This is a genomic window from Yersinia massiliensis CCUG 53443 (genome assembly GCF_000312485.1).
GTDB lineage: Bacteria > Pseudomonadota > Gammaproteobacteria > Enterobacterales > Enterobacteriaceae > Yersinia > Yersinia massiliensis.
Genome location: NZ_HE997647.1, coordinates 191,858 through 217,867, shown reverse-complemented (window position 1 = coordinate 217,867; position 26,010 = coordinate 191,858). Strand labels below are relative to the sequence as shown.

The following is a 26,010-nucleotide window of genomic DNA, read 5'->3' as shown; positions in this document are numbered from 1 at the left end:
ACTGCGGTCATGATAGTCTGACGAACAAACGTGTTTTTCTTCTGCCAGAATGGAGTTCACTATGATTCGCTTAGCCGTCATTGGCACCAATTGGATCACCGCGCGCTTTGTCGATGCTGCCCACGAAACCGGCAAAATAAAATTAGTTGCTGTTTACTCACGTAAGCTGGATCAGGCACAAAAATTTGGCGCTGATTATAACGTCACTGAGTATTACGATGATCTGGACGCACTGGCCGCGAGCGAGCAAATTGATGCGGTGTATATCGCGAGCCCGAACTCATTACATTACCCACAGGCTAAACTGTTCCTCAGTCATAAAAAACACGTTATTTGCGAAAAATCATTAGCCTCGAATCTGGCTGAAGTTGAATCACTGGTGGCCTGCGCCCGCGCCCATGAAGTGGTTTTGTTTGAAGCGTTCAAAACTGCCTACCTCCCTAATTTTATTCAGTTAAAACAGTCACTTCCACGTGTGGGTAAACTGCGCAAGGCGATTATTAACTTCTGCCAATACTCCTCCCGTTATCAGCGCTACCTGAATGGTGAAAACCCCAATACCTTTAATCCAGCATTTTCTAATGGCTCGATCATGGATATTGGCTACTACTGTTTGGCAAGTGCGTTGGCATTATGGGGAGAACCCAAAGCGGTGCTTGCCAGTGCTAGCTTGCTGCCAAGTGGGGTGGATGCCCACGGCACCGTTTGTCTGAACTATGGCGATTTCGATGTGGCAATCATCCATTCGAAAGTGAGCCAATCTGATATTCCTAGCGAGATTCAGGGTGAAGATGGATCGCTGGTGATTGAAAGTATCTCTGAATGCCAATCTGTTGCCTTTACGCCGCGCGGTAGCCATTCACAAGACCTAACGCAACCACAACATATTAATACTATGCTGTATGAAGCTGAGGTTTTTGCCCATCTGATTGAGAACCAGCAGGTGGAGCATGATGGGTTGCGGTTGTCATTACTGACATCGCGTATTCAGACGGAGATTCGTCGTCAAACTGGCGTGATTTTCCCAGCAGATAGCCAACCACCGGCGGTATTGCCAAGATAACGACTGTTGCGGTTCAACTGAGTGAACGCGGTCCCCAAAAAAAGACCTCGTGCGTCAGTAGAACGTTAATATTTTGTTTCAGTGATTGACCGGCAGGCTATTTTCGATTATTTTTGCGCGGCAAAGGGGAGTAACTTCATTGCCGGTTTGCCGTCATTACGGTGCGAAAGCACCCGGTTACCGGGCAACCTCATTAATGTCCCAGTCTCTGTAGAACGATAAGTCTCTATCAGCGCGGTGACATTATTAGAGTTGTAAGTGAGACCTTGCCGGAAGGCGAGGTTTGCTTGCAGCTCAGACATAGCGGCTAGCGTCTTCCGACGTTGGCCGTTTTTGTTTTTATAAGGTTCCTTAATGATGAATACCGTGGGTACTCCCTTACTCTGGGGCAGTTTTGCTGTTGTGGTGACGATTATGCTCGCCATCGATTTACTGCTACAGGGGCGTCGTGGTTCGCAAACCATGACACTGCGTCAAGCCGCTTGCTGGTCATTAGTTTGGGTCAGTTTATCGTTGCTGTTTAATGCCGGTTTCTGGTGGTATTTGGCCGAAACGGTCGGCCGTGAAATCGCGGATAAGCAAGCGCTCGCATTCCTGACTGGCTATCTGATTGAAAAAGCCCTAGCTGTCGATAACGTCTTCGTCTGGCTGATGCTGTTTAGCTATTTTGCCGTACCTGCCAATTTGCAGCGCCGAGTGCTGATTTACGGTGTGCTGGGTGCGATTGTGTTACGTACCATCATGATCTTTGCCGGAAGCTGGCTGGTGTCGCAATTCAGTTGGATTCTCTATCTGTTCGGTGCCTTCCTGCTGTTTACCGGTATCAAAATGGCATTGGCGAAAGAAGACGATACGCCTATCGGTGAAAAGCCCTTGGTCCGCTGGATTCGTAATCACCTACGTATGACCGACGAGTTGCACGGTGACCGTTTTACTGTGCGTAAAAATGGCCTGCTCTACGCCACCCCCTTGGTACTGGTCTTGATTCTGGTCGAGCTGAGTGACGTTATTTTTGCTGTCGATAGCATCCCTGCTATTTTTGCCGTCACCACGGATCCCTTTATTGTTTTGACCTCTAACCTGTTTGCTATCTTGGGCTTACGCGCCATGTATTTCTTGTTAGCAAACGTGGCAGAGCGCTTCTCAATGTTGAAGTACGGTTTGTCGGTCATTCTGGTGTTTATCGGTATCAAAATGATGATTATTGATCTGTTCCACATTCCTATCGGTATCTCATTAGGAGTAGTGGCAGGTATTTTGGCGCTCACATTGTTGATTAACGTGTGGGTGAATCATCGTGCAGATCGTCGTTCGGCAGCAGATAAGTCTGCCCATAAATAACGTCATAAACGCGACAATATATTATGCGGGGAGTGATTACCCCGCATTTATCTCGCACTTCTCTTCCCGAGCCAAATGTTATTGCGATCACATAAATGTAAACAAAATGTTATGCAAATTAGATCTGCATTGGATTTTACTGATTGCCTCTTTCCTGCTCAATAGATTCCCTTATACTGTCAAAGCAAACACACCCAGTTACAAATAATACTCAGTGACAAATAATATTAAGTTATTGGTGTGAAAATACTCGTTCGGCCCCGTTCCGGCTGACGCGATTATTAATTAAAAATAAGATATATAACGGTAAGAGGCATCACTGGAAAACTATGGATAAGAGACCTTCTGGATTTATCGGATTTATCGTCCGCGGCAGTTTAGTTAAGCAGATACTGGTTGGCTTGATTGCCGGCATCATTTTAGCACTCGTGTCCACCCAAGCTGCTATTGCCGTGGGTCTGTTCGGCACGTTGTTCGTTGGCGCACTAAAAGCAGTTGCACCGGTTTTGGTATTGATGCTGGTCATGGCCTCAATTGCCAACCACAAGCAAGGGCAAAAAACCAATATTCGCCCGATTCTGTTTTTATATCTGCTAGGCACTTTCTCTGCGGCGCTGATTGCTGTTGCTGTCAGCTTTATGTTCCCATCCACGTTGGTGTTGGCGACACAAAATGCAGACATCACTCCGCCAGGTGGGATTGTTGACGTCTTGAAAGGCTTACTCAACAGCATTATCGCAAACCCTATCCATGCACTGCTTAATGCCAACTATATCGGCATCTTAGCTTGGGCTGTTGGGCTGGGTATCGCTTTGCGTCACGCAGCAGATACCACCAAGGCATTGATTACTGATATGTCGGATGCGGTGACTGTGGTGGTTCGGGTGGTTATTCGCTTTGCCCCGCTGGGTATTTTTGGTCTGGTCGCCTCTACCATCGCTGAAACCGGTTTTGGCGCATTGCTGGGTTACGCACAACTGCTCGTTGTCTTGATTGGTTGTATGTTACTGGTGGCATTGGTCATCAACCCACTGATCGTTTACTGGAAAATTCGTAGAAACCCTTATCCACTGGTGCTCGCTTGCCTGCGTGAAAGTGGTGTTACCGCCTTCTTTACCCGTAGCTCAGCGGCCAACATTCCCGTGAATATGGAAATGTGTAAGAAAATGAACCTGCATGAAGACACTTATTCTGTCTCCATCCCGTTGGGCGCCACCATCAACATGGCGGGCGCAGCCATTACCATCACGGTACTGACATTGGCAGCGGTTCATACTTTGGGTATCACAGTAGACTTGCCAACCGCTCTGCTGTTGAGTGTGGTTGCCGCAATCTGTGCTTGTGGAGCATCCGGTGTCGCCGGTGGTTCGCTGTTACTGATCCCACTAGCTTGCGGCATGTTTGGTATACCCAATGAAGTGGCGATGCAGGTCGTTGCCGTTGGCTTCATCATTGGCGTGTTGCAAGACTCCGCTGAAACTGCACTGAACTCATCCACTGATGTGATATTCACTGCCGCAGTTTGCCAAGCTGAAGATGCACGTTTAGCTGATCCTGATCCGTTAGCGAACCGTAAAAACGCCTAAATCAGGCAGTGACAGTACATTAGCCGGTGACAGTACAAATGACTCGGGGGCAATATAGCCCCCGTTTTTATTGAGTCACGCTTTCTTTCGTGGCTTTTTTCTCAACCTTAAAGGGGTCGATCCCTTTTAATTGCAAGCGGCGAAAACGGATAATATTAAACCCGTTGAGCAGCAAAAAACTCCCTTCAATCAACGAACCACCAATGGAACCCAACCAAACGTTATGGATAACCCAGCAAACGGTGGCAACCCACATCACACAACGGGTCGTCAGCCCATGAGTGCGAAACAAGGCCCAAGTACTGATAACCGTGCCAAAAATCGGTAATATTTCTATCGCGTGCTGCATTCGCCAAATGCCAAACGCCAGCGTCAATATGATAAACACCATCATCGCAAAAAAACTGCGCGTTTTGGCGGCGACCAGATTACGCACTGCATTCAACATGGCGCTACTGCCCGCCGTACTGGCACCCATGAGAAAGAAATGGCAACCAATAATGGCGCTATAGGCAGAAAGTTGAAGTCTGAAACGCCGCTCATCGCGGTTGAAGAACATGGTGATACCGACAAAAAATGCCAGTACACCAACGGCTTGAGCAAACCAATAGAAGGTCATGGTGGGAAAGTCCTGATGTGCGGTTGCCCACACTGTGTCTTACATCATTATCAATGAATCCCCTTAGCACTTAGCGCTGTCAACAGGTTAACGACAGCGACAGCGACAAGTGCCTTGGGCACCGTGTCTTATTCAATAAAAATAAAACACCGTTTCATATTAATTGAAAGACACCTTTATTACAAGGTAACACCACTCTTAAAGATCGCCAGTTCGCGGAAGTCATTCACTTCATTACGAGCCGGTTTGCCGTTGGCAATATCCACAATCAGGTCAACAAATTCAGTCAGTAAACTGTCCATGGATGTGCCATGAATCAATTTACCGGCATCAAAATCGATCCAATGCGGTTTTTTAGCGGCTAACTCACTGTTGGTCGCCAGTTTAACCGTCGGGACAAAACCGCCGTAAGGTGTACCGCGTCCTGTACTGAACAACACCATGTGACAACCTGCCCCCGCTAATGCACTGGTGGCGACGGCATCATTGCCCGGTGCGCTAAGTAAATTCAGCCCTGGACGCTGTAAACGTTCACCATACTTCAGCACATCAACCACTTTGCTCTGCCCTGCTTTTTGGGTACAGCCAAGCGATTTCTCTTCCAGCGTGGTAATCCCGCCCGCTTTATTGCCCGGTGACGGGTTTTCATAAATCGGTTGGTTGTGGGCAATAAAGTACTGTTTGAAATCATTGACCATACTTACGGTCTTTTCAAACGTCGCTTCATCGCGGCAGCGGCTCATCAGAATACGCTCTGCACCGAACATTTCCGGCACTTCAGTTAATACCGATGTACCGCCATTGGCAATGACATAATCGGAGAAACGGCCCAATAATGGGTTTGCGGTGATCCCTGATAAACCATCAGAACCACCACATTCCAAGCCAAACTTCAGTTCGCTTAATTTGCCCGGCACACGCTGATCATTACGCATCACTTGATACAGAGCATGTAGATGTTCAAGACCGGCTTCGACTTCATCATCCTGCTGCTGGCACACCATAAAGTGCACGCGATCTTCATCCACCTCGCCCAATGTGGTACGGAAAACGTCTACCTGATTGTTTTCACAGCCTAAACCTATCACCAACACCGCTCCTGCATTAGGGTGACGCACCATATTTTGCAGCATAGTACGGGTGTTTTCGTGATCCTGACCGAGCTGTGAACAACCAAACGGATGGCTGAACAGATAGACGCCATCAATCCCTTCAGCATCTTGTGTCTCTTTCAGGAAACGTTGCTGAATCTGACGCGCGATCCCATTCACACAGCCCACGGTTGGGATGATCCACAATTCGTTGCGGATCCCCACATTCCCGTTAGCACGGCGATAGATCTGCACATCACGATCGGGCATTTGTGATGGCAACTCGCTGAATTCTGGCTGATATTGATACTCGTCCAGATCGCTCAGGTTAGTTTTGGCATTTTGCGAATGGATATGTTCGCCTGGCTCGATCAGCGTTAATGCATGGCCGATAGGCAAACCATACTTAACGATCATCTGGCCAGGTTCGATGGTTGTTATGGCAAATTTATGCCCGCGCGCCACCGGCTGAGCCAGCTTAACGCTAAACTCCCCGTTATCGATCACTTCATCAGCGGCCAAATCTTGCAGTGCAACGGCGACATTATCCAACGGGTGAATTTTTATAATATTTTGCATAGTTAAACCTTTAGCTGTAAGTCGCTACTGCCGCTCTCATGCCGTTATCAATGATGGATTGCAGTTGCTCTGTCACTTGACTGGCCAGTTGCGGTACCGCCGTCAAATCCTGCCCCCAATGATTGGCATCAGACAACACGTTATTGACCAATTCAGCCAATGTGATGTCGCTGTGTTTTACACTGCTCCACAGTGTAGAGAAACGCTCCAGCCAGTGTGCATCGTCCTGCAACGGGTAGGTTTGCCCCTCACGTTCACCACGATAAAAGGCGATCAATGCAGCCAGTGCAAAGGTCAGGCGTGGTGGCAATTTGCCTTGCTGTTGCTGATAAGTCAGCAATTGAGGCAAGATACGGGTGCGGAATTTTGTCATGCCATTCAGTGCGATAGATAACAGTTGGTGCTGAATGAACGGGTTGCGGAAACGGCTCAATACCGCCTGAGAGAACGACAACAGTTCGTCTTCTGGTAAATCCAATACCGGTACAATTTCTTCGGTAATGGCTTTTTCAACGAAGCTGCTGATTTGTGCGTCGTCCATGGTCTGGCCAACGGTATCTAATCCAGACAGATAAGCCACTGGCACCAACGCGGTGTGAGCACCATTCAAAATGGCCACTTTGCGTTCTTTATAAGGTTTGATGTCATCCACAATGCGCACGTTCAGATCTAATTGATCCAAACGAAGCTCTTGTGCCAATTCTTTTGGCCCTTGGATAACAAACAGATAGAAGTATTCTGCGGTATCCAAGAAACTGTCCTGATAGCCTAATTCAGTTTGTAGGGCGGCCACTTCATCACGTGGATAACCCGTCACAATACGGTCAACTAAGGTTGAACAGAACGTATTGTTTTGCGTTAACCATTGGGTGAATTCAGCCGGCAGTTGCCAATGGCTTGCGTAGCGCAGGACTAATTCACGCAGGGCTTCACCGTTGTAATCGATTAATTCGCACGGCAGCAATACCCAGCCCTTATCAGCAGCACCAGCAAAATGTTCAAAGCGTTCGAACAGCAAGCGGGTCAATTTAGCGGGGAAAGAACTCGGCGGTGCGTCGTTAAATTGGTCTGCTTCGTTCCAAGCAATACCCGCTTCAGTGGTGTTTGAGAACATAAAGCGGATATTAGGATCACGGGCCAGCGCCAGATATTCATCGAATTGACGGTAAATATTGATTTCGCGGTTAACGGAGCGGATCAGGCGGGATTCACGCACCGCTTCGCCCTGCTCGTTCAAGCCACGGATCACCGCAGTATACAAGCCATCCTGCGTACTGAGTGAAGGTGGGAAATCCGTGTCGATCGGGCGGATCACCACGATCCCAGCATTCAGATCGGTATGTTCATTCAGTAAATCGATTTGCCAGTCGACAAATGCACGCAGGAAGTTGCCTTCGCCGAATTGAATAATCTTGTCTGGGTGGCTACGGCCGGGAAAGTCACGACGGTTCAGTGTTTGCATCAGGGTTTACCTCATAACGCATGTTGTTTGGACCGTGCATCACTGACAGTCCGTGCTTTTCAGCCAGGCGTTAAAAATAGAATAAGTTAGCGTTCCCCCTTCGTCGTCGGTGTTGCAGGCTGCTCACTGCCCGCAACACCCATGACGTTGGGTTTATCAATCAATGTCAATTAAGAACAATGTTAATTAAGCGATTACAGCTCAATGGCGAAATACTGTTTCGCGTTATCGAAACAGATGTTTTTCACCATTGAACCCAGCAGTTCAATGTCTGCTGGCGCTTCGCCATCTTCCACCCAGCGGCCAATCATCTGGCACAGAATGCGGCGGAAATATTCATGGCGGGTATAAGACAAGAAGCTGCGGCTATCTGTCAGCATGCCAACAAAGCGGCTCAGTAAACCAAGCTGTGCCAGTTGGGTCATTTGACGTTGCATGCCATCTTTCTGATCGTTGAACCACCAGCCTGAACCAAACTGCATTTTTCCTGCTGCGCCTTCGCCTTGGAAGTTACCGACCATAGTGCCGATCACTTCGTTATCACGTGGGTTCAAGCAGTAAAGGATGGTTTTTGGCAGCGCATTACGCAGACCCTGCGCATCTAACAAGCGGGATAGAGGCTGTGCCAGTGGTTGGTCATTGATGGAGTCGAAACCGATATCTGGGCCGACTAGATTAAACATGCGGCTGTTATTGTTACGCAGCGCACCGATGTGATACTGCTGCACCCATTCACGGCGATGATATTCGCCAGACAGGAATAACAAGACTGCCGTTTTAAACTGCGCGATCTCTTCCGTGCTCGGCTGATTACCAGCCAGACGGCGCGCCAAGATAGCGTCTAACGTGGCTTCATCCGCCTCGCCATAAACCACCACATCCAAGGCGTGGTCAGAGACTTTACAGCCGTGGGCGGCAAAGTGATCCATACGCTTGTTCAGTGCAGTGCAAAGATCGGCAAAACGGCTAATAGAGGTATCTGCGGCCGCTTCTAAGCGCTGCATATAGTCGTTAAAGCCAGCCGCTTCGATGTTGAAGGCTTTATCCGGACGCCAGCTTGGTAACACTTTAATGTTAAAGCTGCCGTCTGCGGCAATGGCTTTGTGGTGGCGCAGATCATCAATCGGATCATCTGTCGTGCCCACCATTTTGACGTTCATCTGCTGCATGATGCCACGCGCAGAGAAACTGTCTTGAGCCAGTAATTCGTTACCACGCTGCCAGATTTCTTCTGATGTCGCAGGTGACAATAACTTACCTGTAATACCAAATGGACGGCGCAATTCCAGATGCGTCCAGTGATAAAGCGGGTTACCGATGGTATGAGGAACCGTTGCCGCCCATGCTTCGAACTTCTCGCGGTCACTGGCATCACCGGTACACAAACGTTCTGCGACACCATTGGTCCGCATCGCACGCCATTTATAGTGGTCACCTTTCAACCAGATGTCATACAGATTCTTAAAGCGGTAGTTTTCTGCAATCTGTTCTGGGGGTAAATGGCAATGATAATCATAAATCGGCTGATCTTTTGCATAGTCATGATACAGACGACGCGCGAATTCGGTGTCGAGCAAAAAGTCTTCGGTTAAAAACTGCGACATATTAGGTTCCTCACTTGAGTACATCTTAGAGCACTGCTTCCTGTTATCGCGAAGTTATCACACCAATTTCCTCTATCGTCCAGTACTTTTTTATCGATAGAGATCGCAAAATGCTAACAAAAAGAACAAATACTCAACATTTATCGTCTATTTAGTCCCTTGCGGCACTAAGTCTGTCGGGTTCTATTATTCCCTAATTGAAAAGTGGTTTTTGTGATATCACTCAACTTTTAAATCTGTATGACAAGTTATTGTTGCGTCGTCCTCAGTCAGGTCATTCGCAATGTTGTTTAAACGCGCTGATTTGACCTAAATGGGAATCGACAAGCAAGAATGAGAGCAGTAACAGCACGACTGCTCTCAACAGGAAGGGATAACCAAAGCAGTTGAAGCGATGAATGTCATTCAAACCTCAACTCAAGAAGAAAACATGATCCAAAGTAATGGCATGTTAGCGGCGGTAACCGCGATGGCTATTAAGAAAGATCAGGTACCACCGCATGCACAGTAATGTCGGGTTGGACCAAATTGCGCCATGAAATGCGGCTATAGACTGCGCTTCATAGCAGTAATCTTATACTGGGAGAAAGTTACAAATGATGCGTAAAATTAAAGGCTTACGCTGGTACATGATCGCGTTGGTCACTGTCGGCACCATATTGGGTTACCTAACACGTAACGCCATTGCGGTTGCCGCACCGACATTGCAAGAACAGCTACATATTACGACACAGCAATACTCTTACATTATTGCCGCCTATTCTGCTGCTTATACCTTGATGCAACCGGTGGCCGGTTATGTTCTCGACGTTATGGGCACTAAAGTCGGCTATGCGATGTTTGCCGTCATGTGGGCCATTTTCTGTATGAGTACCGCATTAGCCAGCAGTTGGGGTGGTTTAGCTATCGCTCGTGGTGCGGTAGGTGCGGCAGAAGCTGCGATGATCCCTGCGGGTCTGAAAGCCGCCAGTGAGTGGTTCCCAGCGAAAGAACGTTCTATCGCTGTGGGTTACTTCAACGTCGGCTCCTCAATCGGTGGCATGATCGCTCCGCCATTAGTGGTGTGGGCTATCGTTATGCACAGTTGGCAGATGGCGTTTATCATCACCGGTGTGCTCAGCCTGATTTGGGCCATTGCTTGGTTGATTCTCTACAAACACCCGAAAGACCAGAAAAAACTGAGTGATGAAGAGCGTGAATACATCCTCAGTGGTCAGGAAGCACAGCACTCGACTTCTAATGCTAAAAAGATGTCTGCAATGCAGATTATCCGTAACCGTCAGTTCTGGGGGATTGCGATCCCACGTTTCTTGGCAGAACCCGCTTGGGGGACGTTCAACGCATGGATTCCGCTGTTCATGTTCAAAGCTTATGGCTTTAACCTGAAAGAAATCGCCATGTTTGCTTGGATGCCAATGCTGTTTGCCGATTTGGGCTGCATTTTGGGTGGCTATTTGCCGCCAATCTTCCAGAAATACTTCAAAGTTAACCTGATTGTTTCCCGTAAGTTAGTGGTCACAATGGGCGGCCTGTTGATGATTGCACCAGGGACTATCGGCCTGTTCACTAGCCCTTACGTTGCTATCGCACTGCTGTGCGTCGGGGGCTTCGCTCACCAATCGCTGTCTGGTGCACTGATTACGCTGTCATCTGATGTCTTTGGTCGAAACGAAGTGGCAACGGCCAACGGCTTGACCGGCATGGCCGCTTGGACAGCCAGTACCCTGTTTGCTCTGGTGGTCGGTGCGCTAGCCGATACCATCGGCTTCAGCCCACTGTTCGCCGCTTTAGCCGTGTTCGACGTGTTGGCTGTCGTGGTTATCTGGACCGTGCTGCAAAACCGTCCGGCCGTCGAAGCAACTATCGATCCGGTGCAGCAATCTCCGGCGGGACAGAACTAATCTGATTGATGATAGTGAGGTATTCACTATCACGAAAACCCAGCCATGATTGGCTGGGTTTTTTTATTATCAATAACCCTCAAATTACTGCGTACTTTCCATCACAACTGTGATAGCAATGACTAGTACCCAATAGGGATAAGTGGTATAACAAGTCCCATTCTATCTCTTTCGAGATACCATGCCTTCCAGACAAAATGAGCCGCTAGATTTGCGGCTTCAATTGATCCAAGAGCCTTAATCATGGAATTCACAGAAACCAGACGGTTGTACCAGCAGTTAGCCGCAGAGTTAAAGCAGCGAATCGAATCGGGTGTTTATCCGGTAGGCGATAAATTGCCTGCAGAACGCTACATTTCCGAAGAAATGAATGTTAGCCGAACCGTGGTCCGTGAAGCGATTATTATGCTGGAAGTAGAGGGTTACGTCGAAGTGCGTAAAGGCTCTGGCATCCATGTGATGTCAAATCAGCAAAAGCACTTGGTTATGCCTAATCAGGGGATTGAGTTCGCCACCGCCGGCCCTTTTGAGCTGCTCCAAGCGCGCCAACTGATCGAAAGTAATATTGCTGAATTCGCCGCCACACAAGTTACGCGGCAGGATATCGTGCAATTAATCGAAATCCAAAAGCATGCGCGGCAGGAAGACCGTTTCCGTGATTCACAATGGGATCTCAAATTCCATGTACAGGTCGCGTTAGCCACTCAAAACACCGCGATGGCCACTATTGTCGAAAAAATGTGGAGCCAGCGAGTGCATAACCCCTACTGGCTAAAACTGCATGAGCATATCGATGATAAATCTATTGAGAGTTGGTGCGAAGATCACGATCGAATCCTCGAAGCGTTGATGCGTAAAGATCCCTACGCCAGCAAGCTGGCTATGTGGCAACATTTGGAAAATACCAAACAAATGCTGTTCCGTGCCACTACCGATGATTTCGAATTTAATGTGGACCGCTATTTGTTCGCAGAAAACCCCGTTGTACACCTCGATATTCCAAAAGAGATTGGGCTAGCAAATTCTGGGGTTACGGGTACTGAACGCCGTTAATTTCCGCCGCGAAATGGCTAAGGCCGCGAGAAGAGAAACGGATACTCATGTTTCTCTTCTCAGCGAAAATAGGCCACTCTGAGGTCATTAAATGTTGAGTTCTGTCAGTAAACGTCAGCATTAAGCCTATTTTTATAATACCCATCAATAAACACCCCGCTAGCATCTATATTTCCCTGTTTCATATCTCGCTATTTTGCTAAAGTGTCAGCACTTTTTTACTCGGGTGCTTTAGGAGCGAAACGCAAAGATATGCGCTGGTTGTTTGCTCTATTAGTTGCGGTATCTAGCTGGGCCGGTTCGGTCTCCGGTAGCATGATCTCGCACACGAACTCCAGCTCATCAGGTATGGCGTTATCCACGCTCAGTACTGCTTATCCTGATGCTCCTCTTATTTGCGTTACCCCCTCTGCTGCCGGTCAATTATCGTCCACTCTGAGTCTGCAAAATAATCTCATCTATCCGCAATTGCGTTTAGTGGGGATGCCCGCAAAAAAAACCGCCATAAAAAATCGGTTCGGTGCAGCAAAATTTACCGGCTCAGCCAGCCCTTCACTGGCTAATAGCAGTTGGGTTGGTGCAAATCTGGCGATAATACGCACCAATAGTGCAGATGAGATCTACAAACAGCCACGACAATCACTGTCACTGGTAAATTATTCCAACTGGATATTCCATGTCTCAACACAGCGAAATCGTGTGGGTGGCTGGAAAGAGAGTAATACTCAATATAGCGGGATGCTGACCTACCACCATGATGATGTGATGACTTTTCGATTGTCGTAGCATCAGAGTAACGACAACGAGAAGTACATTTACCTCTTGATAGCGATAGCGCGAATGGGTTTGTTTTGAATTCATTGATTAAAACCCTCGCTTAAACACGTGAATTATCGAGCCTCTTGGTCGTTCGTGTTTAAAAGCTAACAGATATACCCAAAGTAATTGCAGTTGCAGGCCAGCAGCAAATAAATACCCCCGCAGCTTTAAGTACCAAGGTTATATAACAATGACGTTTTAGGAATACCAGATGGACATCATTAAAGAACTCTTACATGCTTTATGGGCTCAAGACTATGAGACGCTAGCTAACCCGTCTCTGGTATGGGCCATCTATATCCTATTGTTTGTGATACTTTTTCTGGAAAATGGTTTGCTCCCGGCGGCGTTTTTACCGGGCGATAGTCTGCTGATTTTGGTTGGCGTCCTGATTGCAAAAGGTGCCATGAGTTTCCCAGTCACGCTGGTGGTATTAACCACTGCAGCCAGTCTCGGATGCTGGGTCAGCTATATTCAGGGTCGATGGCTAGGGAACACTAAAGTGGTACAAGGTTGGTTATCCCATTTGCCTGCCCATTACCATCAGCGTGCTCATAACCTCTTCCATCGCCATGGGCTATCCGCCTTGCTAGTCGGTCGCTTCTTAGCATTCGTGCGCACTTTATTGCCAACAATTGCGGGCCTTTCTGGCCTGAGTAATGCCCGTTTTCAGTTCTTTAACTGGATGAGTGGCCTACTGTGGGTACTTATCTTAACCACGATGGGCTTCGCGTTTGGTAAAACGCCTGTTTTCCTGAAATATGAAGATGAGGTGATGTTCGTCCTGATGTTGCTGCCTTTGGCACTCTTGGTGATTGGCTTATTTGGCTCTTTGTACGTGCTTTGGCGTAAAAAGAACGCCGCCGCCAGTCCCGCATCAACTGACGACGGCAACGATAAAGGTAAGCCAGAGTGATCAAGCTCAAGGGCCGTTTTAGTCGCCCAGTCTGGCAGTATCTTATTCTGCCCGTGACTGCCTTGTTGCTCGCAGTACTGCTGCTTACGCCCATCATCATGCGTACGGAAAGTGCGTTGAAGATTCGGCCTAATCAGCAGGGGTTATCGTTGCCTGATGGGTTCTCTCTGTATCAACACCTCGATCAGCGGGGGATCCGCATTAAAAGTATTGTCCCAGAGAAAGACAGTCTAGTGGTGAATCTGGAATCTCCTGAACAGCAGGAAGAAGCTATCGAGGTTTTACAGGATCTTTTGCCGACGGGTTATGTCATTGTCTCGAGTGAATCCAAAAGACGCCATCGATTGTTACCCGCATTCAGAGATAACCTACAAAATGTAGGGTAACTCCTTCGGCGGGGGTCTTCTCCCGCCATGAGCCCCTCTTTATTCTGCTGATATCTGATAAATCTATAAAAAATATTGTAGTAAACTTGGGTATCACATCATTCAGCGCTATGCTTAGTCATTCACGGCAACCTATTTCGTCCCAGAAACTTGCTGTAAAAAGGAAGCAATACTATGTTGTTACGTTCGATGTTGTTACGTCATTCTCTCTTGTTGGCTTTGCCTATCATCATGTTTACAAGTACCGCGCACGCTGCGCTTGATGATGAATGTGCTGTAAAAGCCAAAGAAATCCAACAACAGATCGATTATGCCAAACAGCATGGCAATACCCGTCGCGCCGCGGGTCTACAAACAGCCTTAAAAGAAGTGAAAAATAACTGCACCGCTGAAAGCCTGAAAGCTGATCGGCAGAAAAAGATTCGGCAAAAACAGCACGACGTCACTGAACGCCAAGAAGAGCTAAAAGAAGCTCAGCAAAAAGGTGATGCTGACAAAATTTCTAAGCAACAGAAGAAATTAGCGGAAGCACAAGCTGAGCTAAAACAGGCTAAGGAACAGAAGTAGCCACACCATTTCTTACAGATGAAAACGGCGAACCACCCGAGATTATTTTAGGATAATTAACCTGTTAACCTTCGGATGAATTCGCTATGTTTGGTATTCACCTCAGTTATGTTAAGGAGCTATTACATGCCACAAGATAAAACCTCTGAACATTTGCGCGCTGAACTTAAGTCATTGGCAGATACGTTAGAAGAAGTACTGCACTCTTCGACCGACAAGCCGAAAGCTGAGTTAGACAAACTGCGGGCCAAAGCAGAAAGCGCGTTGAAAGACACTCGTGAGCGTCTGAGCGAAACTGGCGATAGAATCGCAGCCCAAACCAAAGAAATTGCTGATAAAGCTGACACTTATGTCCACGACAATCCTTGGGCTGGCGTCGGCATCGGTGCTGCCGTTGGTGTGGTGCTAGGCGTTCTGTTGTCTCGCCGCTAATTATGGCTGAACTTCCTCAAACTCAGGGCCCCGGTAAAGGGGTCCTAGACGCTGTTCAACGCATTGCCACCATTGTGGTTGGCATGGTTGAAACCCGTGTACGCCTAGCCGCTATTGAACTGGAAGAAGAAAAGGCAACACTGATTCAGGTGCTGCTAATGGCGGGGATCACTCTGCTGTTTACCGCTTTCGGTTTGATGAGTTTGCTGGTATTCGTGATATGGGCGATTGACCCTGCTTATCGTTTAATGGCACTCGGCACCACGACTGCGGTGCTATTGGTACTGGCAATCATCGGTGTTATCTGGACACTCACCAAAGTGCGTCACTCTAAGCTACTGGGTTCTACCCGTAAGCAGTTGGAAGTGGATCGCGAATTATTGGAGAAAGAGCGTTGAGCCGCCGTCACTTAGCACAGGAAAAGGCCGCATTGTTACGCGAGATCCAGCAGCAACGCTTGGATCTCGCCAACAGTGCTGCACATTGGATTGAAGTCACCGCACCTTACGATCGCGGCTGGGCAAAGATTGTCAGTATGCGAAAATATTTGATGGTCGGCTCCAGTTTGTTAGCACTATACAGTGTTCGTCACCCCAAAAAACTCATCCGTTGGTCACGCCGAGCAGTCGGTGCATGGGGGACTATCCAATTGTTTCGCCGAACATTTTCATTGCGTTAACGCTTCACAGCCTTTACCAGTAGGCCATTCTCGTATTTTATCGATAAAATTCTCTCCTCACCCTGTACTCCGCATCTACGGGGTGTTTCCCGTATTTCCTGCCTACCAATTCAGTTTTTTTGATGAAAACTGACAATTTTACTTACTAACAACTTTTCAACTTCTCAACTAACATTCTTTCATCAACTCAGAGGACTGGTGGGATGAACCCACTGGCCACTACAAACAAAACACGTTTAGATAACCATTAACGCCCGCAGATGCCAGGCATTAATACAAACAACTTTTTGGAGAAGTCGTCGATGAACAAATTACAAGATACTGGCCTGTTGGTAGCACGCATTCTGATGCCGATTCTGTTTATTGTGGCCGGTTACGGCAAAATGGGTGATGCCTATGCCGGCACTCAACAGTACATGCAAGCAATGGGCGTCCCTGGTTTCTTCCTGCCACTGACGATTTTGTTAGAGTTTGGCGGCGGTCTGGCTATTCTGTTTGGTTTCCTGACCCGTACTACGGCACTGTTTACAGCGGGTTTCACCATTTTGACTGCATTGATCTTCCACACTAACTTTGCGGAAGGTGTTAACCAACTGATGTTCATGAAAAACTTGACCATCGCGGGTGGGTTCATCGTACTGGCTGTTGCTGGCCCAGGCGCTTTCAGTATCGACCGCTTGCTGGGTAAGAAGTGGTAATCAGCGGGCAGCGCATATAACCAGCCAATAAAGACTAGAGTTAATAAAGACGACAGTTAATAAAGGCTACAGTTAATACGCCCTATCAATTGGTAGGGCGTGTTTATTTAGGGGGATAGTATGGGGCAACTCGTTGACGGCAAGTGGAAAGATATCTGGTATGACACGAAATCTACCGGTGGTCACTTCAAACGCAGTACTTCGCAGTTCCGTAATTGGGTCACCGCTGATGGTCAAGCTGGGCCACAAGGTAAAGCCGGTTTTAAAGCCGAGGCAAACCGTTATCATTTATATGTTTCCCTTGCTTGCCCGTGGGCACACCGTACTTTACTGATGCGCACATTGAAAGGCTTGGAATCACTGATTTCTGTGTCTGTCGTACACCCATTGATGCTGGAGAATGGCTGGACTTTCGCTCGCGACTTCCCTGCGGCTACCGGTGATGAGCTCTACCAGCTTGATTATCTTTACCAGCTCTATCTACGCGCTGACCCTGATTACAGTGGGCGTGTGACGGTTCCAGTGCTGTGGGACAAGCAGCAGCAGACGGTCGTCAGCAATGAATCGGCTGACATTATTCGTATGTTCAATAGTGTTTTTGATAATGTGGGTGCAATAGCCGGTGATTACTACCCTGCGGCTTTGCGCAGTGATATCGATGATATCAATAGTTGGGTTTACGATCAGGTCAATAACGGGGTATATAAGGCAGGATTTGCAACGACTCAATCTGCCTATGATGAAGCCGTAGCCACCTTGTTCGATGCCTTAGATAGGCTAGAGCAGATATTGGCGAAACATCGCTATTTGGCGGGCAATACTCTCACGGAAGCAGATTTGCGCTTATGGACCACACTGGTGCGTTTTGATCCGGTTTATGTCACACATTTCAAATGTGATAAACGCCGCATCAGCGATTACCCGAATATTTATGGTTTCTTGCGCGAGATCTATCAAATGCCAGGGATTGCCGAAACTGTGGATTTCGCTCATATCCGCAATCACTATTACCGCAGTCACGGCACCATTAATCCCTTTGGGATTATCTCCATCGGCCCACAGCAAGATTTGCTAGCAGCCCATGGCAGAGATAAACGTTTTGCTTGATGCGTGCACGTCGCAAACGTCGTCATACTGAGCAGGGTACAACATCTCAGTATGACGATGCGAAGCGGTTTATCCTCGCCCCAGAAGCTTAGGGATCTCTCTCAAACACCAGGATTTAGCCTCACCCATGCTGTCGCGACGCCATGCCATAATAATATCGGCCTCACGGCTATATTCAGGCCCGACAACGCGTAAGCGACCTTCTTCGATATCTTTTTCGACCATCTCATAAGGCATAGTCGCGACACCCAAGCCGGCTAATAGCGCTCGCCGTTTGTCTTCTATGGTGCTGACGGTTAATCGCTGCTGCTTATCAAGCAATTGCACCGTTAATACCGGCCGTTCACGGGCAGTATCGGCGACGGCCACACCACGGTATTTCACTCGCGTCAGTTCTGACAGTGGTTCCGGCTCCAGATGAATGGGATGGTCTGGGCTGGCAACATAGACGCTGGTCACTTTGTACAATTTACGGCTGTTTATTTCTGAAGAAGCACGAAAATGCATGTCTGGTGCGATCACGATATCTGCTCGCCCCTGCTCTAACCGCTCCCATGCTCCAGCCAAGACTTCGGTAAAGATAGAGACTTGCGTGTTCGCTTTGAGCGCCAGTTTGTCTACCAGTGGGAACAATTTCCACGCGGGAGATAATGCCTCACTGACGATCGTAATGTGAGTTTCCCAGCCACGGGCCAATGCCTCGGCATCGGTCGTGAGTTTGTCTGCCGCTTCCAACAGTACACGCCCACGATCAAGTAACATGCGCCCGACATTGGTAAATTTGGTGCGATGGCCAGAACGGTCAAATAACACGACATCCAGCTCTTCTTCGAGCTTTTGCATGGTGTAGCTCAACGCTGAAGGCACACGTCCTAGCTCGTCGGCTGCCGCTGCAAAACTGCCACGACGATCAATGGCATCCATCACTCTCAATGCTTCTAACGTTAGCGCCCGATCTTTGCCCATTATTATCTCAATCAGGAAATTTGAACATAGCGACCAGATTAACTGGCTAACAATCCGGCGTCCAGACGCTTACCATCTGTTTACTGATTAATATCTACAAATTGTACCCAAAATCACTGATGTTGCAGATAAACGAAAGAGTCCTGACAAGCTGACACAAGTCAGTGACTCGGGTGAGTGAGTGCAGGCAACACACCTGCAGCTTGAAAGATGAAGGGTATAAGGAGCAATCACTGTCATGATCACATGCAGAACAGCAAAACAATGCGGGCAGGCTGACTTTGGTTGGCTCCAAGCCCGATATACTTTTTCTTTTGGTCATTATTTTGATCCAAAACTACTCGGCTATGCTTCGCTGCGTGTTTTGAATCAGGAAGTACTCGCACTCGGTGCTTCATTCCAACCTCGGACTTATCCTCGAGTGGATATCCTCAACCTGATTTTACAGGGCGAAGCAGAGTATCGAGATAGTTTGGGCCACCATGTCCGGGGCAAAAAGGGCGATGTGCTGCTTTTCTCGACGCAACCGGGTGTCAGCTATAGCGAGCATAACTTGAGTGCCGACCAACCTTTAACTCGCATTCAGTTATGGCTCAATGCCTGCCCTGATCAGGAGAGTCAAACGGCTCAGCAACTGTCATTATGCACGCAGCCATTACGACTACTGGCATCCCCTGACGGCGAGCAAGGTAGCCTCAAGCTGCGCCAGCAAGTTTGGATTCATCATCTGGATTTAGCGGCTGGAGAACAGTATACGATTAACCTTCACGGCCCTAGAGCTTACCTGCAATCTATCCATGGAACCGTTGCCGTAGAAGGGCCACAAGTCAATGAGCCTCAACGCCTAACCTGTGGTGATGGCGCTTTTGTGCAAGAAGAACAACATTTGGTGATTAAAGCAGAAACACCTTTGCGGGCACTGCTCATTGATTTACCAGAGTAATACGGCTGCCGCTTGAATCGACTTAAATGCCACAGCACCGTGGCATTTAAGTGATTGTGATGATTTAGGCTTTCAGTGATGCCATATCAATGACAAAGCGGTATTTCACATCGCTTTTTACCATGCGCTCGTAAGCCTCATTAATATCTTGAATGTTGATCATTTCGATATCTGAAACGATGCCGTGCTTAGCGCAGAAATCCAGCATTTCCTGTGTTTCAGCAATGCCACCGATACATGAACCTGCTACCGAGCGCCGCGCCAGAATGAGTGGCATGGTATTTAGCATCGGGCTGAGATCGCCTAAATACCCCACCAACACCAGTGTCCCATCAACTTTTAATGTCGGGATGTAGGGCATGAGATCGTGCACATAAGGCACGGTATCGATAATCAGATCGAACTGCCCTTTAGCTGCCGCCATTTGTGCGTCTTCAGTGGATAACACAATGTGATGAGCCCCTAAGCGGCGGGCATCAGCCTCTTTGCTGGCTGAACGCGTAAAAAGAGTCACTTCAGCACCCAGCGCATTCGCCAGCTTTAATGCCATATGACCCAATCCGCCCAGCCCCACAACCGCCACTTTGCTGCCTTTGCCAATGTTCCAATGACGTAGCGGTGACCAAGTAGTGATACCGGCACACAAAAGCGGTGCCGCCGCTTTCAGATCCAAGCCTGCGGGCATTTTCAGCACAAAATCTTCAGAGGCGACAATCGCTTGCGAGTAGCCACCGAAAGTCGGTGTATGGTCATGGCGGTCAACACCATTGTAGGTTTGGATGTTACCGACTTCACAATACTGCTCTAAGCCCGCCTGACAGGGTTGGCATTCTCGACAGGAATCGACCATGCAGCCAATGCCAGCAAAATCACCCACTTTGAATTTCGTCACCTCTTTGCCGATAGCCGTCACACGCCCAATCACTTCATGGCCTGGCACCAGAGGATAGGTGCTGAACCCCCAATCATTATGTGCCTGATGCAGGTCAGAATGGCAAACACCGCAATAGAGTACCTCCATCACCACATCGTCGGGACGTGGATCTCGACGGGTAAATTCTAACGGTGCAAGTGGGACTTGTGCTGATTTAGCGGCATAACCGAGTACTTTCATTGTCATGGGATATCTCCAGTATTTTGAGTACGGTCAATTTCGATGCAATAAGCAGCCGAGTTATTTCCGGTACTGCTCATCACTGACTTTTTCCATCCACTCAACAGGGCTGCCATTGAGGGATTCGGCGATAGCGATATGCGTCAGGGCCAGGAAGGGTGGGAACCACTTGAGGTAATTTTCACTTTGTCCTCCACATTGGCGAAAGTCGCCGATCTAAATATGGACAAGATAACTGTAGACGCTGTGGAGAATTTCATCGTTATTCCTTCGTTAAGATTTGACGCGACATTGATCAAAATAGTGATAACGGTAGAGAATGCACACCTGACCGAACCCCGTTCAAATAAGGCGGCATATATCAGAGCAATGCTGGTAATAGGGAAGGTAGCAAATATCTTAGTGGCGGATTAGCGGGTTAAATATGGATGCTTCTATGAGTCTGACTCATGAGTTAAGTTATACTCATTAAAATTCATCCTAAACAAGAATAGGAATGCAGATGTTAAAAGAGAATTTCAACGACTTAATCTCATTCCTGATGGTGGCAAGAGAACGTAGTTTTACCAAAGCAGCGGCAAAGTTGGGAGTATCACAATCGGCCTTAAGCCATGCTATCCGTGGGTTGGAGGAACGCCTTGAACTTCGTCTGTTGACTCGAACCACTCGCAGTGTTGCGCCAACAGAAGCTGGGGAGAGGCTAGCGAATAGCCTTGGGCCGCGTTTTGCTGACATTGAGCGTGAACTGGATGCGCTTAGCGAAATGCGCGCACGACCGGCGGGGAATATTCGTATTAACGCCGGTGAACATGCGGTCGATTCAGTTCTGTGGCCAGTGCTGAAAACATTCCTCGCTAACTATCCTGACATCAATGTTGAAATCACCGTCGATAACAGCTTGACCGATATTGTCGCTGAGCGTTTTGATGCTGGCATTCGTTTAGGCGAGCAAGTGGCGAAAGACATGATTGCGGTACAAATTGGGCCACCAATGAGTATGGCCGTTGTCGGTTCACCCGTTTATTTGGCTAAATATGGCATCCCTACCACGCCAACTGAACTACAAAGCCATCGTTGTATTAATATGCGTCTGCCCACCATGGGGGGACTTTATGCTTGGGAGTTCGAAAAAAAAGGACGGCAGCTAAAAGTACGCGTTGATGGCCAATTGACCTTTAATAGTTTGCGTCAGCGTATTGACGCCGCGGTGATAGGCTTTGGTTTGGCATGTGTACCGGAAGATTCAGTCAAAACCGAGATTGCCAACGGTGACTTAGTCAGAGTATTAGAAACCTGGTGCGAGCCCTTCCCTGGCTACTATCTTTACTACCCGAGCCGCAGGCAGCATACCACCGCCTTTTCACTATTGGTTGAGGCATTACGCTATCAACGTTAGTTGCAAACTACTCTTGCAAAAAACACTGTTGCAAAAACACTGTTGCAAATATCTTACGATGGTGAATTTAAGGCTCACGTTGGCTGAAGGGGTAAATAATTAACTTTTTACCCAAGCGATATCTTCAGGAAGAAGTACGTCTGGTTAATGGTGTTTTTTGTCGCTGAATTTCCATTAAAAGAGATAAACCGATTCAAAATACTATTTTAAATATTTTCCAAGCTGGATATTTATTGCCAAATGTCAATAAAGTTTAAATCACCCCACCAGTCCGTATTTATACGTAGATAACGAGTAATTATACGAATTTACTCTTCATTTCAATATTACTAATCTTATCCAACCCTAAACGGGCTCAAATTTACACGTTATTCAGTGGATATCCATCTCATCAAGATCGCCTATAAATAAATATGTAAGGAACACATATCATGATGCGCAACTGTACTATTGCTATCGCCGCCGGATTACTCATCGCCTCTTCAGCGCCAGCCATTGCTGATCAAATTGATCAAGAGGGCTATTATGGTTCAATTAAACTTTTGAGAACGTTCCAAGAAGCGAAGAACATGGATACGAGTAGTCGTCCAGGTATTGGTTCATTTGTTTCAGGTCAAGATAGCGATAATTTCTATAATGGTGCTATTGCAGCCGGTTATCAATTTGGTAATGGCTGGCGTACTGAGGGTGAATACACCTTCAAGAATAAATCTACATATACCAGTGGTTCGACTAACTTCCCGACAAGCTTTAATCATCAGAATATTAATTCTGAGCGGCTGATGTTGAACGCATATCGTGATATCGCATTGAGCCATGGCTTCTCTTTATATGGCACATTGGGTATTGGTGTTGCCAAAATCAGTTCTGATGGCTGGCAAGGTAATCCAGCACGGCAATATGCTAGCAGTACGCAAAATAATCTCACCTATGCCATCGGCGCGGGCGTGAGCTATTCACCGATTGAGCCACTGGTTCTTGACTTGGGTTATCGCTACGTTGACATGGGGAATGTTCAAAGCGGATTGAATCAATTTGCTAACGCCAGATCATTACAAGATGAACAAATGAAAGCCCATTTAGTGTCTAGTGAGTTCTTATTTGGTGTTCGTTACCTGTTTTAAATCCTCTCCCCCTCATCTGAGGGGGTATTCGTACCAACATATTGATATGAACATCACAAACCACTGCCACAAAAAATCCCTCAATGACCCAATCCCTCCATCACTCATTTTCAACCTTCGCAGAACGCGATATCTCTTCGTAAAACATTCTTTGTCTATAGCCTCTATTTTCTTAAAACGTGATGGCTAGCGTAATGCTAAAACTTTCAGTATTAAATGTTAACCTGATTCAATTAATTCGCTATCTAATATGAGATATTCTATGGATGTTATCTTTCTGAGGAAATGAATCATTCTATATTGCGATACCAAAGACAAGAAAATTCCTAATAAATAGACTGAGCTTCACACGAACACATTGTTTACTTTATTTCTAATTTTATACATGAAAATTATTCATAATCATAACTCAGTCAATTACCGTTCTATTTTTTGATAATAGCTTCTCACTCAATTGGCTTGCGTTTGATATTAATAATTCAAGATTAACAGGGGGTTATTAGCACATAATTACGATTCAAGGCACAATACAAATGTAATAAGGAGGTTTATATGTTGTAAAACAATAGCGCTTAACCATATTTATAAAATGATAATTATTTTCATCTCTTCTTTTTTATTAAAGACGCTATTGGTGTGATTCTTTTTTTCGGTTGACCGGGGATTAAATGAAAAAATCATAAAATCAACTCACAAACTCGAGATTAAATACCATGAATCTATCTAATTATTTTGAGCTAGCCATGCTCATCATTAGGAAATACAAAAAAACACCCTATTTAAAAGGCAAGAATATTCCTAATAATTCGATTCCCCCCTTACGAATAAATTGGAAGAAAATTGCACTTCAACTTTGTTTTCCCATCATCATTTCATTTACGTCCACAACGATGGCAACAACGCTTTCCGAAGGAATAGCGACAAGACCTTATGTTCTTTCCCAAGGAGAAACGACAGAGTCGATAGCGAAACAATATCAATTATCCATTAACCAACTGAAGGATTTAAATCAATCTCGTGTATTTAAAATACCTTTTGATTCATTGGGCGCTGGAGATGAAATTGATATACCTAAAACACCGCCATTACCTTCAATACAAACTGGAAATGACATATCAACAGATACGGAAATGAAGCTCGCAAATGGAGGAATGTTGTCGGGAGAAATGCTCTCTAAACAAGACCCAACTCGTTATATCGGACAGAAAGTAAAATCCTCAATCATCAATGAAGCTAATCAATCAGTTCAAGGATGGTTAAATCAGTTTGGTACTGCGCAGATACAGTTGAATGTTGATGATGACTTTAATCTAGATAATAGCGCTTTGGATTTTCTTGCTCCTTTGTATGAACAAGAGGAACTTCTGTTATTCACTCAACTGGGAGTAAGGAATAAAGATAGCCGCAATACCGTCAATGTGGGTATCGGTGTACGTACCCATATTGGACAATGGATGTATGGCATTAACTCTTTCTTTGATAATGACTTTACTGGCCATAATCAGCGTTTCGGTGTTGGGACTGAAGTTTGGACTGATTATCTAAAATTATCCGCCAACAGTTATTTTGGTATCACGGACTGGCACCAATCTCGAGATTTCGAACATTACAACGAACGACCTGCTGATGGCTTTGATATCCGCGCAGAAGCCTATATTCCTTCCTACCCGCAATTGGGTGGGAAGTTAATGTATGAAAAATACCGTGGCGATGAGGTCGCTCTTTTCGGTAAAGATAATAGACAAAAGAATCCATATGCCGTCACTACGGGTATTAGCTATACCCCAATCCCATTAGTGACATTAGGTGTCGACCATCGTGTCGGCCAAAATAGTAAAAATGATACCAGCATGAATTTGCAGTTTAACTATCGTCTGGGCGAACCTTGGCAGAAACAGATTGATCCTTCAGTCGTCGCGGCAACTAGACTCTTGACTGGCAGTCGATATGATCTGGTTGAGCGCAATAACAACATCGTCCTTGATTATCAAAAACAAGAATTAATTCGGCTGAGTTTACCCACGCAATTAGTGGGTATTGAGGGTGATACCGCAGTACTGACCGCTCAAGTCGTCGCACAACACGCTACTGATCGAATCGATTGGGATGCGCCTTCTCTGATTGCTGCTGGTGGGAATATTAGCCAGCTTTCCTCTCACGTGATTCAAGTGACTTACCCACCTTATCAAGTCACTCGCGGTATCAATAACACCTACACTTTAAGCGCTGTAGCCCATGATATAAAAGGCAATGCCTCTAATCGGGCGACAACACTTATTCAAGTTAATCCTCAAGATATCAGCAGCGTAAACTCAATATTGAGCGCCAATCCCGTCAATATTATGGCGAACGGTAGTGATACGTCGCTGGTCACCCTGACGCTAAAAGACAGCCATGATAATCCGGTGTCTGGTCAGAACGTGACCTTTACGACGACATTAGGCACGCTCGGTTCAGCCGTGGAAAGTGGTAGTGGCATTTATACCGCCACGCTGACCGCCGGAACCGTAACCGGCATTGCCAGTGTGACGGCTAGAGTCAATGGCAATGCATTGGGTGTGACT

At 46.9% G+C, this 26,010-nt stretch carries 25 protein-coding genes and 1 pseudogene; 18 read left to right on the top strand and 8 right to left on the bottom strand.

Annotation, left to right across the window (positions count from 1 at the left end):
* Positions 1-61: 61 nt before the first annotated feature.
* Complete coding sequence (locus BN68_RS17590; protein ID WP_019212489.1) at positions 62-1,063, top strand: Gfo/Idh/MocA family protein; 1,002 nt, start codon at positions 62-64, stop codon at positions 1,061-1,063.
* Between the two features lie 107 nt (positions 1,064-1,170).
* On the opposite strand, the gene BN68_RS24010 is transcribed toward BN68_RS17590, so the two are convergent.
* A complete protein-coding gene (locus tag BN68_RS24010) occupies positions 1,171-1,365 on the bottom strand; it encodes a hypothetical protein (RefSeq protein ID WP_019212488.1) in 195 nt (64 codons plus the stop codon).
* 52 nt (positions 1,366-1,417) lie between these two features.
* Between BN68_RS24010 and BN68_RS17585 the strand changes: the two genes are divergently transcribed.
* Positions 1,418-2,404, top strand: a complete 987-nt coding sequence (locus tag BN68_RS17585; RefSeq protein ID WP_019212487.1) for a TerC family protein — start codon at positions 1,418-1,420, stop codon at positions 2,402-2,404.
* A gap of 329 nt (positions 2,405-2,733) precedes the next feature.
* The gene (gene sstT, locus BN68_RS17580; RefSeq protein ID WP_019212486.1) at positions 2,734-3,990 is read left to right on the top strand and encodes a serine/threonine transporter SstT; all 1,257 of its coding nucleotides are present in this window, start codon (positions 2,734-2,736) and stop codon (positions 3,988-3,990) included.
* Between the two features lie 67 nt (positions 3,991-4,057).
* On the opposite strand, the gene BN68_RS17575 is transcribed toward sstT, so the two are convergent.
* The 4 genes from BN68_RS17575 to uxaC all read right to left on the bottom strand — a co-directional run bounded on the left by BN68_RS17575 (position 4,058) and on the right by uxaC (position 9,345).
* Entirely contained in the window at positions 4,058-4,609 is a 552-nt protein-coding gene (locus tag BN68_RS17575; protein ID WP_019212485.1) for a YgjV family protein, read from the bottom strand.
* A 179-nt stretch (positions 4,610-4,788) separates the two neighbouring features.
* Positions 4,789-6,279, bottom strand: a complete 1,491-nt coding sequence (locus tag BN68_RS17570; protein WP_019212484.1) for a UxaA family hydrolase — start codon at positions 6,277-6,279, stop codon at positions 4,789-4,791.
* A 10-nt stretch (positions 6,280-6,289) separates the two neighbouring features.
* Positions 6,290-7,741, bottom strand: a complete 1,452-nt coding sequence (locus BN68_RS17565) for a tagaturonate reductase (protein ID WP_019212483.1) — start codon at positions 7,739-7,741, stop codon at positions 6,290-6,292.
* Between the two features lie 194 nt (positions 7,742-7,935).
* A complete protein-coding gene (uxaC, locus tag BN68_RS17560; protein ID WP_019212482.1) occupies positions 7,936-9,345 on the bottom strand; it encodes a glucuronate isomerase in 1,410 nt (469 codons plus the stop codon).
* A 596-nt stretch (positions 9,346-9,941) separates the two neighbouring features.
* Here uxaC and BN68_RS17555 point away from each other — a divergent pair.
* The 11 genes from BN68_RS17555 (at position 9,942) to BN68_RS17500 (ending at position 17,903) form a co-directional block, all read left to right on the top strand.
* Positions 9,942-11,246 (top strand): MFS transporter, encoded by a 1,305-nt coding sequence (locus tag BN68_RS17555; protein ID WP_019212480.1) that lies wholly within the window; start codon positions 9,942-9,944, stop codon positions 11,244-11,246.
* Between the two features lie 243 nt (positions 11,247-11,489).
* Positions 11,490-12,299, top strand: a complete 810-nt coding sequence (exuR, locus tag BN68_RS17550; RefSeq protein WP_042806925.1) for a transcriptional regulator ExuR — start codon at positions 11,490-11,492, stop codon at positions 12,297-12,299.
* 252 nt (positions 12,300-12,551) lie between these two features.
* Positions 12,552-13,085, top strand: a complete 534-nt coding sequence (locus tag BN68_RS17540) for a hypothetical protein (RefSeq protein WP_019212478.1) — start codon at positions 12,552-12,554, stop codon at positions 13,083-13,085.
* Positions 13,086-13,329: 244 nt separating this feature from the next.
* Positions 13,330-14,034, top strand: a complete 705-nt coding sequence (locus BN68_RS17535) for a DedA family protein (protein ID WP_019212477.1) — start codon at positions 13,330-13,332, stop codon at positions 14,032-14,034.
* Positions 14,031-14,420, top strand: a complete 390-nt coding sequence (gene mzrA, locus BN68_RS17530) for an EnvZ/OmpR regulon moderator MzrA (RefSeq protein WP_019212476.1) — start codon at positions 14,031-14,033, stop codon at positions 14,418-14,420. Before BN68_RS17535 ends, mzrA begins: the two co-directional genes overlap by 4 nt.
* 189 nt (positions 14,421-14,609) lie before the next feature.
* Positions 14,610-14,987 (top strand): DUF1090 domain-containing protein, encoded by a 378-nt coding sequence (locus BN68_RS17525; RefSeq protein WP_042806947.1) that lies wholly within the window; start codon positions 14,610-14,612, stop codon positions 14,985-14,987.
* Positions 14,988-15,113: 126 nt separating this feature from the next.
* Positions 15,114-15,419, top strand: coding sequence for a DUF883 family protein (locus tag BN68_RS17520; RefSeq protein WP_019212474.1), 306 nt, complete (start codon positions 15,114-15,116; stop codon positions 15,417-15,419).
* 2 nt (positions 15,420-15,421) lie between these two features.
* Positions 15,422-15,817 carry a phage holin family protein gene (locus tag BN68_RS17515; protein WP_019212473.1) on the top strand — a complete coding sequence of 132 codons (396 nt, stop codon included), beginning with the start codon at positions 15,422-15,424 and terminating at the stop codon, positions 15,815-15,817.
* Positions 15,814-16,098, top strand: a complete 285-nt coding sequence (locus tag BN68_RS17510) for a YqjK-like family protein (protein WP_019212472.1) — start codon at positions 15,814-15,816, stop codon at positions 16,096-16,098. Before BN68_RS17515 ends, BN68_RS17510 begins: the two co-directional genes overlap by 4 nt.
* Positions 16,099-16,400: 302 nt before the next feature.
* The gene (locus tag BN68_RS17505) at positions 16,401-16,796 is read left to right on the top strand and encodes a DoxX family protein (RefSeq protein ID WP_019212471.1); all 396 of its coding nucleotides are present in this window, start codon (positions 16,401-16,403) and stop codon (positions 16,794-16,796) included.
* A 120-nt stretch (positions 16,797-16,916) separates the two neighbouring features.
* A complete protein-coding gene (locus BN68_RS17500) occupies positions 16,917-17,903 on the top strand; it encodes a glutathione S-transferase family protein (protein WP_019212470.1) in 987 nt (328 codons plus the stop codon).
* 69 nt (positions 17,904-17,972) lie between these two features.
* On the opposite strand, the gene BN68_RS17495 is transcribed toward BN68_RS17500, so the two are convergent.
* A complete protein-coding gene (locus BN68_RS17495) occupies positions 17,973-18,869 on the bottom strand; it encodes a LysR family transcriptional regulator (protein WP_019212469.1) in 897 nt (298 codons plus the stop codon).
* Between the two features lie 238 nt (positions 18,870-19,107).
* Here BN68_RS17495 and BN68_RS17490 point away from each other — a divergent pair, with 238 nt between their 5' ends.
* Positions 19,108-19,812: a pirin family protein gene (locus tag BN68_RS17490; protein ID WP_019212468.1), complete on the top strand. Its 705-nt coding sequence runs from the start codon at positions 19,108-19,110 to the stop codon at positions 19,810-19,812.
* Positions 19,813-19,876: 64 nt separating this feature from the next.
* On the opposite strand, the gene BN68_RS17485 is transcribed toward BN68_RS17490, so the two are convergent.
* Complete coding sequence (locus tag BN68_RS17485; RefSeq protein WP_019212467.1) at positions 19,877-20,932, bottom strand: NAD(P)-dependent alcohol dehydrogenase; 1,056 nt, start codon at positions 20,930-20,932, stop codon at positions 19,877-19,879.
* Positions 20,933-20,986: 54 nt separating this feature from the next.
* Positions 20,987-21,085 (bottom strand): annotated as a pseudogene (locus tag BN68_RS24380) ((R)-mandelonitrile lyase); the annotation flags it as partial.
* Positions 21,086-21,428: 343 nt separating this feature from the next.
* Between BN68_RS24380 and BN68_RS17475 the strand changes: the two are divergent.
* The 3 genes from BN68_RS17475 to BN68_RS17465 all read left to right on the top strand — a co-directional run.
* Entirely contained in the window at positions 21,429-22,322 is an 894-nt protein-coding gene (locus BN68_RS17475) for a LysR family transcriptional regulator (RefSeq protein ID WP_019212465.1), read from the top strand.
* Positions 22,323-22,756: 434 nt separating this feature from the next.
* Positions 22,757-23,446 carry an outer membrane protein gene (locus BN68_RS17470; protein WP_042806946.1) on the top strand — a complete coding sequence of 230 codons (690 nt, stop codon included), beginning with the start codon at positions 22,757-22,759 and terminating at the stop codon, positions 23,444-23,446.
* A gap of 713 nt (positions 23,447-24,159) precedes the next feature.
* Positions 24,160-26,010 (top strand): inverse autotransporter beta domain-containing protein (locus BN68_RS17465; RefSeq protein ID WP_196796404.1); only part of this gene is annotated, 1,851 nt, incomplete at its 3' end.